The organism is Corynebacterium aquatimens (genome assembly GCF_030408395.1).
Lineage (GTDB): Bacteria > Actinomycetota > Actinomycetes > Mycobacteriales > Mycobacteriaceae > Corynebacterium > Corynebacterium aquatimens.
Map to the genome: position 1 here is coordinate 1,012,058 of NZ_CP046980.1, position 12,415 is coordinate 1,024,472.

The window sequence follows — 12,415 nt, forward strand, 5'->3', positions numbered from 1 at the left end:
AAAAGCTGTCCCAAGAGCTCCCGAGTACAGTTGCAGGTGTGACTAACGCGAGCGCCACACCTGACCCGTCTTCTGAACCGATGCAGAACAGCCAGCAGAATCCGGCTGTGAAACAGTCGAACTGGAACCTTCCCAACGTTCTGACCAGTCTGCGGATTCTGTTCATTCCGGTGTTTGCCTGGTTGGTGCTGGATCAGAACTGGTGGTGGGCGTTTGGTGTGTTCGTTGCGCTGATGATCACGGACAAGCTGGATGGCGATATTGCGCGCTCCCGCGGTTTGGTCACGGATTTTGGCAAGATTGCAGACCCGATCGCGGATAAGGCGCTGATGATTACGGCGCTGGTGACCCTCAACATTGCTAGCAGCCTGCCGATCTGGGTGACGGTTGTGATTATCGCGCGTGAGTTGGGCATCACGTTGTGGCGTATGGTGTTGCTCCGCGGCGGCAAGGTGGTCCCGGCATCCAAGGGCGGCAAGCTTAAGACGGTGCTACAAACCGTGGCCGTGGCGATGTACCTTTGCCCGCTGCCGGAGTGGATGGACAGGCCGACATTCATCGTGATGTTGATCGCGGTCGCGGTCACGGTAGTCACCGGTATCCAGTACTTGGTCGACGGCGCGAAGGCCAACCGCGATGCAGCAAGCGTCTAGAACCAACGAGGCCCTCGCACGCGAGGTGGTTAAGACTCTCACCGCGCGCGGTGAGACGTTGGCGTGTTGCGAGTCGCTCACAGCTGGCTTGCTCGCAGCGACGGTCGCGTCAGTCCCCGGCGCTTCAGCGATTCTTCGCGGCGGCCTCATCACGTACGCGACGGATCTCAAGGCCACGCTTGCTGGCGTCGACGCGGATGTCTTAGATCGCTTCGGCCCCGTCAGCGCACCTGTCGCTTTGCAGATGGCCCGCGGTGCGCGTGAGCGTTGCGGCGCGACGTGGGGTGTGGCGCTCACGGGCGTCGCGGGACCCGATCCGCAAGACGACCACCCGGTCGGGGAGGTTCACGTCGCGGTGTCCGGCCCCACGCGCACAGCCGCGACGGTGGCAGCGGAAGTCGCGGATACTCGCAGCACGCGCTTCACGCTTATCGACGGTCGCCCGCCGCTACGCGTCCTCATCGGCGACCGCCAGTTCATCCGTGAACAGTCGGTCAACGCGGCGCTTTCTGCCGTGTTGCGTGAGATCGGTTAGCCCCGCGGAACATTTCTGTCGTCTGTGTCGTTATACTGCTTGATGGTGACTACAACAACGCTCAAACCAACGCGCGCCCCCGAGCAAACCCAACTTGAGGTTGCTGGTGGGGTGAAATCTAGTGCTGTTCAACTCCGTGAGCCACTGCTGCGTGAGGCACTGGGGATGTCGCTGCGTGCGTTCCGGGCAGACAAGGGTGTGTCTCTTCGAGCACTTGCTGCCCAAGCGCGAGTTTCGCCGGGTTATATTTCCGAGCTTGAGCGTGGCCGTAAAGAAGTCTCCTCCGAACTGCTGGCGAGTCTGTGCGCGGCACTAGACACCACGGTGTCGGATGTGTTGATGGAGGCCTCGGCCAACATGTCGCTTGCTGCGATGGCGGATGAGTTGGTCAATACTCCGCCCGCTGCTGCTGAGGTCTAGAGGTTGAGTAGCCGACGAGTTGTCGCGTGCTCGGCTACCATGTAGGCGTTAAAACTTTTGCACAAAGATCTGCACTTACTGGTGCGCGCAGAAAGGCTGGACCACCACAATGGCTAATCCATTTTCAAAGTTCTGGAACTACTTGATGGCTCTCTTCGATAACAAGATCGAGGAGAACGCGGATCCGAAGATCCAGATTGAGCAGGCAATTGGAGAGGCTCAGCGTCAGCACCAAGAGCTCAGCCAGCAGGCTGCGGCAGTCATCGGTAACCAGCGTCAGCTGGAAATGCAGCTCAACCGCCGCCTGGGTGACGTGGAGAAGCTGCAGGCGAACACCAAGCAGGCTCTTCAGCTGGCAGACAAGGCTCGCGCTGAGGGCGACACCCAGCGTGCGACTGAGTACGAGAACGCGGCGGAGGCTTTCGCGGCGCAGCTGGTTACCGCAGAGCAGGGCGTGGAGGATACGAAGAAGCTCCACGACCAGGCGTTGCAGCAGGCGCAGCAGGCAAAGCAGGCTGTGGAGCGCAACTCCATGCGTCTCCAGCAGCAGGTCGCTGAGCGTTCCAAGCTGCTGTCCCAGCTCGAGCAAGCCAAGATGCAGGAGAAGGTTTCGGAGTCCCTGCAGTCCATGAACTCCATCGCTGGCGGCTCGCAGCCGAACCTGGATCAGGTGCGTGAGAAGATTGAGCGCCGCTACGCTAACGCCCTTGGACAGGCTGAGCTGGCGCAGAACTCCGTCCAGGGCCGCATGGCTGAGGTGGAGCAGGCGAGCATCCAGATGGCCGGCCACTCCCGCTTGGAGCAGCTGCGCGCTGAGATGAACGGTGGCGCACTGGAGTCCGGTTCCAAGCCGGCGATCGAGTCTGGCTCCGCTGGCAGCGTTGCTGATGACGCAGTCGCGCAGCGTATGCGTGAGCTCCGCGGCGAGAACTAGTCAACAGCCCCGCGCGCGAGAAGAGCTTCGCCCGTCATCTCCGCGCGGCGGAGGCTGCGGATCACCACTGGGACCCCGAATGCGGCAAGGGAGAATCCGGCTCCCCGTGCCGTGCGGGCGTGGAGCGATTCCTCGACGGTGGCGATCATCAGGGGGATGAGCCGGATGGTCAGTGCTATGGCGAGGCTGATCAGATCAACGGGGACGCCTATGCGGTTCAACGGCTGCAGCCCGTGTTCGATTGACTGCAGCAGTGCCTCGACCGTTGTGGTGAGAGTCAGTAGTGTTGCGGCCATTACGCAGGCGAGCAGCTTGAAGAACATGGTTAGCGCTACGATCCACCCGGATTGCCACCACAGGAACAGCCCTAAAAACGCCAAGAACGGCAGCAGCGGACCAACTTGCTTGGCCGCGGTTGCAATCGGAATACCGGCAACAGCGTAGGCAAGAAAAAGAACGCCTATTGCGCTTAGCCCGTGGAGCGGCGCGGACGATGCAAAAGACACCACCGCGATGAAGACCACGAGACCAATAAACTTCCATCCGGGCGCAGCGCGGTGAATCACCGAATGCCCGGGAACGTACACGCCCAGTGGGATCTCACGCATCATTGGTCCACGTCCGTCATGCATCCATGAGGTCGGTGTAGAACGCCACGGCGTCATGGGGTGCGCCGTCGAAGGCGATGCGCCCGGAATCCACGCAGAGCACCCGGTCGAAACCGTCCAGCATGTCAAGGTCGTGGGTGACCACGATGACTTGCTGGTCCAAGTTGGTCAGCTCCCGGATAATGTGGCGCCGGTTGCGCAGGTCCAACAGGGTGGTGGGTTCGTCAGCGATGATGGTGCGTGGCTCAATGACCAGCACTGCGGCCAACGCCAGCATTTGTTTCTCCCCGCCAGAAAGAGTGTGGGGCGATTGCTCGGCCTTGTCTTTAAGACCAAACCTGGCCATTGCTTCATCAACCCGGGCATTGACCGCCCGCCGAGGGAGTTTGAATCGGCGCAATGAAAACGCAATGTCATCCCGCACGCGCGGCATGACTATTTGCGCTTCAGCATCGGAGAAGATGAACCCAACTTGGCGCCGAACCTCTTTGGCGTTATCCGCTAACGCCATGTCGTCGTAAAAAACCTCGCCTGTTGTCGGCGTGATCAGACCGTTGATCAGCCGCACCAGAGTAGATTTTCCGGAGCCGTTGGCGCCGATGATCCCCACGCGTTGTTCGGAAATTTCCAGCGTGATCGGCAGGAGGATCGTCTGCGGCGCGGTCCCGGGGGCGGAGTAGGTAACTCCGGCCCTTTTAAACGTGATTGTTGGCACTGGAGCGAACCTGCGGCAAGGCGCGGTGAACGGCGAAAGCGATGGCGATCGCCGCGGCGGTCTTGATCGTGTCCGGCAGAAGGAACGGCGTTTGTGCGGCAAATGCAGTGCCTACATCCATGCCGGCGCGAACCATGAGGCCAGCTATGCCACACAGGTACTGCAGGGCAAGTGCTGCGAAGCCCGCCAGGCCCAGCCAGCTGAGTGCTTCACCGGTTTTGTTCAGCGGTGCGCGGTAGGCAATCAGACCTGCCACTGCCGCAGAAATCAGGTAGCCCACCAGGTAACCCACGGTCGGACCGGACAGCGCAGTAATGACGGTACGGCCGCCAGCCAGCACTGGCAGAGCCAGGCCGACGAGCAGGAAAAGCGCAGTCGCCAACGTACCGCGCCGCGCACCCAGCACCAGGCCGGCTAGGATGATCGCGGCGTTTTGCAGCACCAGCGGAACTCCTGTTCCGGTAGGGATCGCAAAGAAGCCCAGGACGCAGATCAGCGCGGCAAAAACGGCAATGTAGGCGAGATCCAATGCAGTTGAGTTGTTTTTCATGGGCTTACTGTAACCCACCATCCTTGAACACCGTTCAAGAACACCGTTCAAAAGCACTGTTTTGGAACGTGCATCCAACCACCCTCCGTCCGTCGGCATCGCCCCGCTACAGTGGAGCGCATGCGCCTGACGGAGTTTCAGCAATTGGTTTTTGATGAATTTGGGGATGCAAAAGGGGAATGGATTGTGTCCTCGCACGTTTTTGCGGGGCAGGGTAAGACTGCCAAGGAACTCATCGAAAATGGAGTCGATCCGAGGTTTGTGTGGGAGCAGCTTTGTGAGGATTTTGAAGTGCCTAGTGAACGCCGTTTCGGTGTGGATCGTCCCGGCAAATAGGTCTCTGCCGTAACCAGGTTATTTGCTTGCCACGTTTGATAAATCGAACATTAGTGCGTGTCAGTGTTCGGGTTGTCGGCGCGCGGGAGTAACGTACACATCGAAAAAGTTGAGGCCGTGATGGAACCTGGAGCCCTTTTGTGGAGTCTAAAGAGTAGGGCACATCACGCCGAACCTCACTGAGAAGAACATAAAACACCACAAAGCAACTAAGAGAACTCGACCCAGACAGGAACTAACTATGGCTGCAAAGAAGAAGACCGCTGCATCGGCAACGAATGATCGCCAGAATGCTCTTGATGCGGCAATGGCGATGATTGAGAAGGACTTTGGCAAGGGCGCGATCATGCGCTTGGGGGAGGAAAACCGCCCGCCGATTAGGTCCATCTCTTCCGGCAATACGGCGATTGATGTGGCGCTCGGCATCGGTGGCTGGCCGCGTGGTCGCATCGTGGAGATTTACGGGCCGGAGTCCTCCGGTAAGACCACGGTGGCCCTTCACGCGATTGCCCAGGCGCAGAAGGATGGCGGCATTGCCGCGTTCATTGACGCGGAGCACGCGCTCGACCCGGATTACGCAAAGAAGCTTGGCGTGGATACGGATAACCTTCTCGTTTCCCAGCCGGATACCGGTGAGCAGGCGCTTGAAATTGCGGACATGCTTGTTCGTTCCGGCGCGATCGACATCATCGTCATTGACTCGGTTGCGGCGCTTACGCCGAAGGCGGAAATTGAGGGCGACATGGGTGATAGTCACGTGGGTCTCCAGGCCCGCCTCATGTCCCAGGCGCTGCGCAAGATGACCGGTGCGCTGTATAACTCCGGCACCACCGCGATCTTCATCAACCAGCTGCGTGAGAAGATCGGTGTCATGTTCGGCTCCCCGGAGACCACTACCGGTGGTAAAGCGCTGAAGTTCTACTCCTCGGTCCGCTGTGACGTGCGTCGTATTCAGACGCTCAAGGATGGCCAGGACTCCATCGGTAACCGTACCCGCCTCAAGGTCGTGAAGAATAAGGTTTCCCCGCCGTTCAAGATCGCAGAGTTCGACATCATGTACGGCGAGGGAATCTCGCGCGAGTCCTCCATCATCGACATGGGTGTGGACAACGGCATTGTGAAGAAGTCCGGTTCCTGGTTCACCTACGAAGGCGAGCAGCTCGGCCAGGGCAAGGAGAAGGCCCGCATGTTCCTCAAGCAGAACCCGGATCTGGCCAATGAGCTGGAGCGGAAGATCTTTGAGAAGCTCGGGGTGGGGGAGTTCGCTGGCAACGATGAGCTCAGTGATGAATCGATCGACATGGTCCCTAACGTGGACTTTGATGATGAAGATGTCGCACCCGCTGGCGCGGAGAGCTAACCACAGCTAACCGTGAGCACTCACCCTAGAACTGGCGCGCAGCCTGACCCTGAAAAGCTCGCGCGCCTCAAGGCGGCCCTTGAGGAATTCGCTGAAGGGCACTCCCCGCTTATCGACGAAGAGCGGGACAAAGCCGAAACGAAAATCCGTGAGCAGGCCCTCCGTTTGCTTGACCAACGCGGCCGCTCCCGTGCGGAACTGAAACAGCGCCTCTTGCGGAAGAACCAACCGCACGGCGCCCACCCCGGCAGGACCCAAGCCCACGGCACGCCAACCGGAAGCCCCCAAACGCACGGGGACAAAGCACACGGGCACAACCTCGGTCTCTCCGGCAATCCCCGCGAAGTTGATCCCGCAGTTGATCCCGCAGTTGAGGACTTGATCGACAGCGTTCTCGATTCGCTGCAGGCCAACGGCCTGATTAACGACGCCGTCTTCGCCAACGAATGGGTCCGCCAGCGAAGTGCGAGCAAGGGTAAGTCCTCCCGCGCTCTTGACCAGGAGCTCAAAGCGAAGGGTGTTGCGTCCGAGATTCGACACGAAGCGCTGAGCCAGCTCACCGAGGAAGACGAGGAAGAAACGGCGCGCACCTTCGCACATAAAAAGGCCCGGGAGGTGAAGAACCCTCCCGCGGATCGCGCTGAGTACGACAAGTACCTCCGCCGCATCGTCGGTGTCCTCGCCCGTCGCGGTTTTCCCAGCGGAATGTCGCTGCGCATAGCCCGCGAGGCCCTCGACGACCGCATCGCAGCAGTCTCCGGCTAAGTAGTTTCCCAGAGGCATTCCATCGCGAGTCTGTTATTACCAGATAATGGTATTATGGTGAATATGGCGAAGAACACTTCAGTTGTACTTGGGGATCATTTTGATGGCTTCATAGCTGATCAAGTCGAAAGTGGGCGGTACGCAACGGCTAGTGAAGTAATGCGGGCCGGGCTGCGAATGCTTGAGGACCGTGAGAAGAAGCTTGAAAACCTTCGTCGGGCGGTCCAAGAAGGCGTAGACAGTGGACCTGCAGAGCCATTCGATATCGAAGAATTCCTAGAATCGAAGATGGAATCTCGTGTATAACTTCACCCCGCGTGCCAAGAAGGATTTGAATAACATTTGGGAGTATACGGAGCAACACTGGGGCACATCGCAGGCTAGAAAGTATTTGAATAATCTTCATTCTGCTTGCGTAGTCATTGCGAAGAATCCTGAAATTGGGCGATTACGACCGGAGATTGCAGAGGGGTTGAGGTCGTTTCGAGTAGAGAAACATGTGCTGTACTACCTAGAGGCCGAGCAGGGTTTGAGTGTCGTTCGTGTCCTTCATGAACGCATGGATATATCGAATATCTATTAGTTTCATGTTCCCGTGCTGAAAAAGACTGTAGATCCGTTTGATTTCGCCTTAGCGTTTCCGCAGTTCGCGGAGGGCTGATTCGGTCGATTCTTCAAACGGATCTACAGGTTTTTGCTGAGAGCTACTTTGCGGAGGACTGGGACGCTTGGACCTATCGAAGGCGAGCATGAGCAGACCAACTGCGATCCACGCGATGGTGGCGCGGACGTCCGGGCCGTGGTGCTGAGGCCTCTTAAGTGGTGACCGTCCGCTTGACTCCTGAGGAATTGGCTTCCCTAGACAGAGTCGCAGCTGAAAAACGGATGAGTTGTTCAGAATTTATGCGTCAAGCGATTAACTCTCTAACGGCCGCATGAGAACTACTGCGGCTGCCATGTTTCGTTTTTAGCTTTCACGTCGAACGACTAAGGTCTTTGCCGTGACTTTGGCAGACATGCACCCGATAACGGCGAGACCCGCTGATGGTAGCCCACGCACGTATGAGGTGCGCACGTACGGCTGCCAAATGAACGTGCACGACTCGGAGAGGTTGTCGGGTCTGTTGGAGGACGCGGGCTACGTTGCGGCCCCGCAGAACGAGGAAGCGGACCTCATCGTCTTCAATACCTGCGCGGTACGTGAGAACGCGGACCAGCGTCTCTACGGAACGCTCGGTCACCTCAAAGAAGCGAAGAAGCACCACCCAGGTATGCAAATTGCTGTTGGTGGGTGCCTTGCGCAGAAAGACCGAGACGTCGTCATTGAGAAGGCGCCGTGGGTCGACGCCGTCTTCGGTACCCACAACATGTCGGCGCTACCGGCGTTGTTGGACCGCGCACGCGTCAGCGAGGAAGCCCAAGTTGAGGTTGTCGAGTCGCTTGAGGTTTTCCCGTCGGTCCTTCCCGCGAAGCGGGAATCGTCCTACGCCGGCTGGGTAAGTGTTTCAGTTGGCTGCAACAACACGTGCACGTTCTGTATCGTGCCGTCGTTACGCGGAAAAGAGCAGGACCGCCGCCCGGGTGACATCCTCGCCGAAGTGAAGGCCCTCGTCGATCAGGGCGTGAGCGAAGTAACGCTGCTTGGACAGAACGTCAACGCATACGGCGTGAACTTTGTGGACCCAGAGCTGGAGCGCGATCGCAGCGCGTTTTCTAACCTGCTGCGTGCGTGCGGGGAGATTGAGGGCTTGGAGCGCCTCCGCTTCACCTCGCCCCACCCTGCGGAGTTCACTTCAGACGTGATTGACGCCATGGCGGAGACCCCGGTCGTGTGCCCGCAATTGCACATGCCGCTGCAGTCGGGTTCGGACAAGGTGCTCAAAGACATGCGCCGGTCCTACCGTTCGAAGAAGTTCCTCAAGATCTTGGACGAGGTCCGCGAGAAGATCCCGCACGCGTCTATCACCACTGACATCATCGTCGGCTTCCCGGGGGAGACGGAAGAAGATTTCCAGGCGACCCTCGACGTCGTGGAGAAGGCCCGGTTTACCTCCGCGTACACGTTCCAGTACTCGCCGCGTCCGGGTACGCCCGCCGCGATTATGGACGACCAGATCCCCAAGGAAGTCGTCCAAGAGCGCTTCGAGCGCCTCGTGGCGCTTCAAGACCGCATCGCGGGGGAGGAGAACCAGAAGCTCATCGGCACCCGCCAGGAGCTGCTGGTCCAGGAGCCACCGACCAAGAAAAACAAGAACCAGGACCGTATGTCCGGCCGCGCCCGTGATGGCCGCTTGGTGCACTTCACCCCAACCGGCACCATCGACCAATCCATCCGCCCCGGCGACATCGTCGAAGTAGACATCACCGATGCCAAGCCGTACTTCCTCATCGCCGACTCCGGCGTGCTCAGCCACCGCCGCACGAAAGCGGGCGACAACTCCGAAGCCGGCCAGGTTCCCACCACGGCACCGGTCGGCGTGGGCCTTGGCTTACCGACGATCGGAGCGCCCGCACCTGCACCCGCAGCCGCGGCCTCGGGCTGCGGTTCGTGTGGCTAGTAACAAGCGCACGGGTCTAAGTTTCTATGAGTCTGGCGGGAACGTGACGTACTCTTGCACCCATGGGCAACAGCAATCACGATGCAACACCCGCGGACATTGAAAAAGAAGCGGCAAAAACGATTGACCTGGGGAAAACCAGGCAAGCACTGCTTCTAGTGGCAATTGGTGTATACCTCACATCAATCGCTATGCCGTGGGTGGGGGACGCCAAGGGCTGGCAGGTCCTCTTCTTCACCGAAGCGCCGGAGATCCGCACCGCGATCACGGAACGCATTTTCGCGATCCTTTCGTTCCTGTGCCTGCCGGTATTCAGCGGTCTGCTCGTGGCAACCAAGCGAAGCATCTTCTCATTGCTCGCGTGGGCGGTAGGAAGCGTCACCCTGGTGAGCGCACTGCTTGGCCTATGGCTGCGACAGACGGGCGAGGCGGCCCAACAGGGCATCACCACCAACTACGGGTTCTACCTCGCCATCGCGACAGTCATCATCGCCGTTCCCGTACTCATGTCTGCATGGATCACCCGCAGCCCTGAGCAGCTTCGCGCTGAACAGCTACGCCGCGAGAACTCCGATTTCAACCCCGTCGCGGAAGTGCAAACCAACGCCGCGCACCAGGCAATCCGCCGCACGGATGGCTCCACAGGCATCGTGGATGATCGCCGCGCACGCGCTGCGCAACGCCACAAACGGACGCAATAACAACGCCCTCCATCCTTGAAACTCGCGCGGAACACCACAACACTGGGGGCATGAATCCAACATTGATCATTGTCTTTGCCATCGTTGTCGTCGGTGTTATAGCGATGGTCGCGCTAACACGCTTTACTAAGAAGCGTGAGGTGACGCAGCTTCAAAGCAACGGTGAGCAAGCTCAAGGGACAGTCGTTGACGTGGAGAAAGACACCAAGACTGCGTCCAACGGTGAGGCCCCGATCTATCTGAAGGTCTCGTATGAGGTCATTGAGTTCACCACAGCCGACGGCCGCACCATCCGCGGCCGCGCCGCCCAGGAAACCAAGAACCCCCGCCTGAACCAGCACGTTACGGTCTACTACGATCCCGCAAACCCAGAGAACTTCGTCGCCCCGTAAGCCGCATGATCACAATGACGAGGTAGAAGCAATGTGGGAAACGATCTGGCTCATCATCAAAGTCCTTGCGATTGCTACTTTGGTCGTCTGCATCGCCTATGACATTGGTAAGCGCATTTACCGCCGTCGCGGCAGCGCAGGGCTGAAAAAGCGGGGGATTAGGACTTCTGGAAAAGTCGTGCATGTTCGCGTCAACATTGTACCCGGAGAAGGGGGATACAACACCGAGCAAAACTTCGACGAGACCATCGAATTCCGCACCCACGACGGCCGGATCATCCGCGGTGAGCCACGGTATTCAAGGAAAATCCACGACAGGATGGGGGAGGAAGTGGAAGTCTTCTACGATCCCCACAACCCCGAGAACTTCATTGCCCCAGTCGAGCGAGGGCGCAAGGACAACCGGCATGACCACGTTAATTATTAAGCGCAAGCTCAAGTTAAAAAGCACGGTGCTTATCGACGATCGCCTTGCGTTTTGATTCCCGAAAGGCGCAAAGATCTTGCTTCTAAGTGGAATCGATTTAAAATTAGAGCCATGCTCTTGGATTTCACCGTTGTAAATTACCGCTCGATTTATGAACCAACGTCGATCAACTTGGTGGCTACCCGTGAGCAGAACCATAAGGAGCGAATTCCGGTTCTTTCGAAGCGGTACAAGAAAGCAGTGAATCCGGTAGCAGCGATATTTGGGCCAAATGCTGCTGGTAAATCCAACATCGTCGCGGCGATGCGGGTATTTCAGAAGCTCATCAAACATCCTCCGCGTTCCACGGATGCAATGCCCTACGACCCTTTCGCCTTCGATGACAATGCACGCTCTGAACCTACGAGTTTTGAGGTTCTCTACGAACGCGATGGCGTGATCTATGAATACATTCTTTGCTATGACAGCGAGGGGGTCGTGGAAGAATACTTGACAAAAATCCTGTCGAAAACAGAGCAAGAAATTTTCACCCGTAGTAGCGACGGGTTAACGTTCCAAACGTTGGTGGAAGAGACCCCGACTGCGGTGAAGATCAAGACGCTGCTGGAATCTGTGCCGGCGAAAGTGCCGCTCGTCTCGTATGTCGGTGAAATCAACTTTGGCGTGGATGCAGAGTCAGAGCTCTTGAACCCGTTCTGGACAGTACGTGACTTCTTTGAATCGGTGTTGGTTGTGCCCGCGGGTGCTGTGGACACCGCGGCCAGTGGCATCGTTGCCAAAGGCTGGATGAGCGGAATAACTAAAATCGATGCTGGTATATCGGGTATCCATCGCGAAGAGGTTGAGCCAAGCGCTCTCGGCGTCGGGATAGGGGAGCAGCAACAATTTGTGAAGGAACTCGCAATAAACGGCTCTCCCCACGAGGTTGAAACCCCTAATGGGCGCTTTTTGCTTTCGAACGATAATGGCAGGGTCGTTTTTGAACGGATAAGCCTTGAGCACGAAGGCGCCCTTGACGGGAGCCGATCCCTGAAATGGTCCGAGGAATCTGACGGAACGCACGCCGCGGTTCGTCTCCTGAGCCTGTTTAGTGTGCTGACTTCGGAAGGATCTGACCGCATTCTTATGATCGACGAGCTCGACCGAAGCTTTCATACCGCACTCTCCAAGAGCCTGATTCGAAGTTTCCTTGAAAAATCTGGACCAAACAGTCGCTCACAGTTGATCTTCACCACGCACGACTTACTGCTTATGGACACCTCAATCCTTCGCAGAGATGAGATCTGGGTTGTAGAAAAGGACCGTCGGGGAGAAACTCAAGCTACCGTGCTCTCGGATTACCGTGACACACGAAAGAGCACGGATTTACGAACGAATTACATCCAGGGTCGCTTCGGAGGCATCCCGGCGATCGATCCATCGGAGCTGCTAAAGCACTAACCCGATATTGGATCAATTCGT

At 58.1% G+C, this 12,415-nt stretch carries 18 protein-coding genes; 15 read left to right on the plus strand and 3 right to left on the minus strand.

Annotated elements, in window-relative coordinates; genetic code table 11:
• The first annotated feature begins 80 nt into the window (after positions 1-80).
• From pgsA to CAQUA_RS04615, 4 genes are all read left to right on the plus strand, one after another.
• Complete coding sequence (pgsA, locus tag CAQUA_RS04600) at positions 81-653, plus strand: CDP-diacylglycerol--glycerol-3-phosphate 3-phosphatidyltransferase (RefSeq protein WP_196825596.1); 573 nt, start codon at positions 81-83, stop codon at positions 651-653.
• Positions 637-1,188, plus strand: a complete 552-nt coding sequence (locus tag CAQUA_RS04605) for a CinA family protein (protein WP_196824305.1) — start codon at positions 637-639, stop codon at positions 1,186-1,188. The genes pgsA and CAQUA_RS04605 overlap by 17 nt, the downstream gene beginning before the upstream one ends.
• Positions 1,189-1,230: 42 nt before the next feature.
• On the plus strand, positions 1,231-1,608 hold the full coding sequence (locus tag CAQUA_RS04610) for a helix-turn-helix domain-containing protein (RefSeq protein WP_196824304.1): 378 nt from the start codon (positions 1,231-1,233) through the stop codon (positions 1,606-1,608).
• 109 nt (positions 1,609-1,717) lie between these two features.
• Positions 1,718-2,542: a PspA/IM30 family protein gene (locus CAQUA_RS04615; protein ID WP_196824303.1), complete on the plus strand. Its 825-nt coding sequence runs from the start codon at positions 1,718-1,720 to the stop codon at positions 2,540-2,542.
• Here CAQUA_RS04615 and CAQUA_RS04620 read toward each other — a convergent pair.
• The 3 genes from CAQUA_RS04620 to CAQUA_RS04630 are packed head-to-tail and all read right to left on the minus strand — an operon-like array spanning position 2,539 to position 4,415.
• On the minus strand, positions 2,539-3,150 hold the full coding sequence (locus CAQUA_RS04620; RefSeq protein ID WP_196825595.1) for an energy-coupling factor transporter transmembrane component T family protein: 612 nt from the start codon (positions 3,148-3,150) through the stop codon (positions 2,539-2,541). The genes CAQUA_RS04615 and CAQUA_RS04620 overlap by 4 nt on opposite strands.
• 16 nt (positions 3,151-3,166) lie before the next feature.
• A complete protein-coding gene (locus CAQUA_RS04625) occupies positions 3,167-3,865 on the minus strand; it encodes an energy-coupling factor ABC transporter ATP-binding protein (RefSeq protein ID WP_196824302.1) in 699 nt (232 codons plus the stop codon).
• A complete protein-coding gene (locus tag CAQUA_RS04630; RefSeq protein WP_196824301.1) occupies positions 3,846-4,415 on the minus strand; it encodes a biotin transporter BioY in 570 nt (189 codons plus the stop codon). Before CAQUA_RS04630 ends, CAQUA_RS04625 begins: the two co-directional genes overlap by 20 nt.
• Before the next feature lie 120 nt (positions 4,416-4,535).
• On the opposite strand from CAQUA_RS04630, the gene CAQUA_RS04635 reads away from it, so the two are divergent.
• The 11 genes from CAQUA_RS04635 (at position 4,536) to CAQUA_RS04680 (ending at position 12,394) form a co-directional block, all read left to right on the plus strand.
• Entirely contained in the window at positions 4,536-4,751 is a 216-nt protein-coding gene (locus CAQUA_RS04635; protein ID WP_196824300.1) for a DUF3046 domain-containing protein, read from the plus strand.
• 241 nt (positions 4,752-4,992) lie between these two features.
• Positions 4,993-6,111, plus strand: a complete 1,119-nt coding sequence (gene recA / locus CAQUA_RS04640) for a recombinase RecA (protein WP_196824299.1) — start codon at positions 4,993-4,995, stop codon at positions 6,109-6,111.
• 12 nt (positions 6,112-6,123) lie between these two features.
• Positions 6,124-6,876 (plus strand): regulatory protein RecX, encoded by a 753-nt coding sequence (locus CAQUA_RS04645; RefSeq protein WP_290178803.1) that lies wholly within the window; start codon positions 6,124-6,126, stop codon positions 6,874-6,876.
• Between the two features lie 63 nt (positions 6,877-6,939).
• Positions 6,940-7,182 (plus strand): type II toxin-antitoxin system ParD family antitoxin, encoded by a 243-nt coding sequence (locus tag CAQUA_RS04650; RefSeq protein WP_196824298.1) that lies wholly within the window; start codon positions 6,940-6,942, stop codon positions 7,180-7,182.
• Positions 7,175-7,459, plus strand: coding sequence for a type II toxin-antitoxin system RelE/ParE family toxin (locus CAQUA_RS11180; protein WP_196824297.1), 285 nt, complete (start codon positions 7,175-7,177; stop codon positions 7,457-7,459). The genes CAQUA_RS04650 and CAQUA_RS11180 overlap by 8 nt, the downstream gene beginning before the upstream one ends.
• Positions 7,460-7,698: 239 nt before the next feature.
• The gene (locus CAQUA_RS04655) at positions 7,699-7,815 is read left to right on the plus strand and encodes a ribbon-helix-helix protein, CopG family (RefSeq protein WP_290178933.1); all 117 of its coding nucleotides are present in this window, start codon (positions 7,699-7,701) and stop codon (positions 7,813-7,815) included.
• 77 nt (positions 7,816-7,892) lie between these two features.
• Positions 7,893-9,434, plus strand: coding sequence for a tRNA (N6-isopentenyl adenosine(37)-C2)-methylthiotransferase MiaB (gene miaB, locus CAQUA_RS04660; RefSeq protein WP_196825593.1), 1,542 nt, complete (start codon positions 7,893-7,895; stop codon positions 9,432-9,434).
• A 62-nt stretch (positions 9,435-9,496) separates the two neighbouring features.
• Entirely contained in the window at positions 9,497-10,135 is a 639-nt protein-coding gene (locus CAQUA_RS04665) for an Rv2732c family membrane protein (RefSeq protein ID WP_196824296.1), read from the plus strand.
• A 50-nt stretch (positions 10,136-10,185) separates the two neighbouring features.
• Positions 10,186-10,527: a DUF3592 domain-containing protein gene (locus CAQUA_RS04670; protein WP_196824295.1), complete on the plus strand. Its 342-nt coding sequence runs from the start codon at positions 10,186-10,188 to the stop codon at positions 10,525-10,527.
• Positions 10,528-10,558: 31 nt separating this feature from the next.
• Positions 10,559-10,954 carry a DUF3592 domain-containing protein gene (locus tag CAQUA_RS04675; RefSeq protein ID WP_196824294.1) on the plus strand — a complete coding sequence of 132 codons (396 nt, stop codon included), beginning with the start codon at positions 10,559-10,561 and terminating at the stop codon, positions 10,952-10,954.
• Between the two features lie 111 nt (positions 10,955-11,065).
• Complete coding sequence (locus CAQUA_RS04680) at positions 11,066-12,394, plus strand: AAA family ATPase (protein WP_196824293.1); 1,329 nt, start codon at positions 11,066-11,068, stop codon at positions 12,392-12,394.
• Positions 12,395-12,415 lie beyond the last annotated feature (21 nt).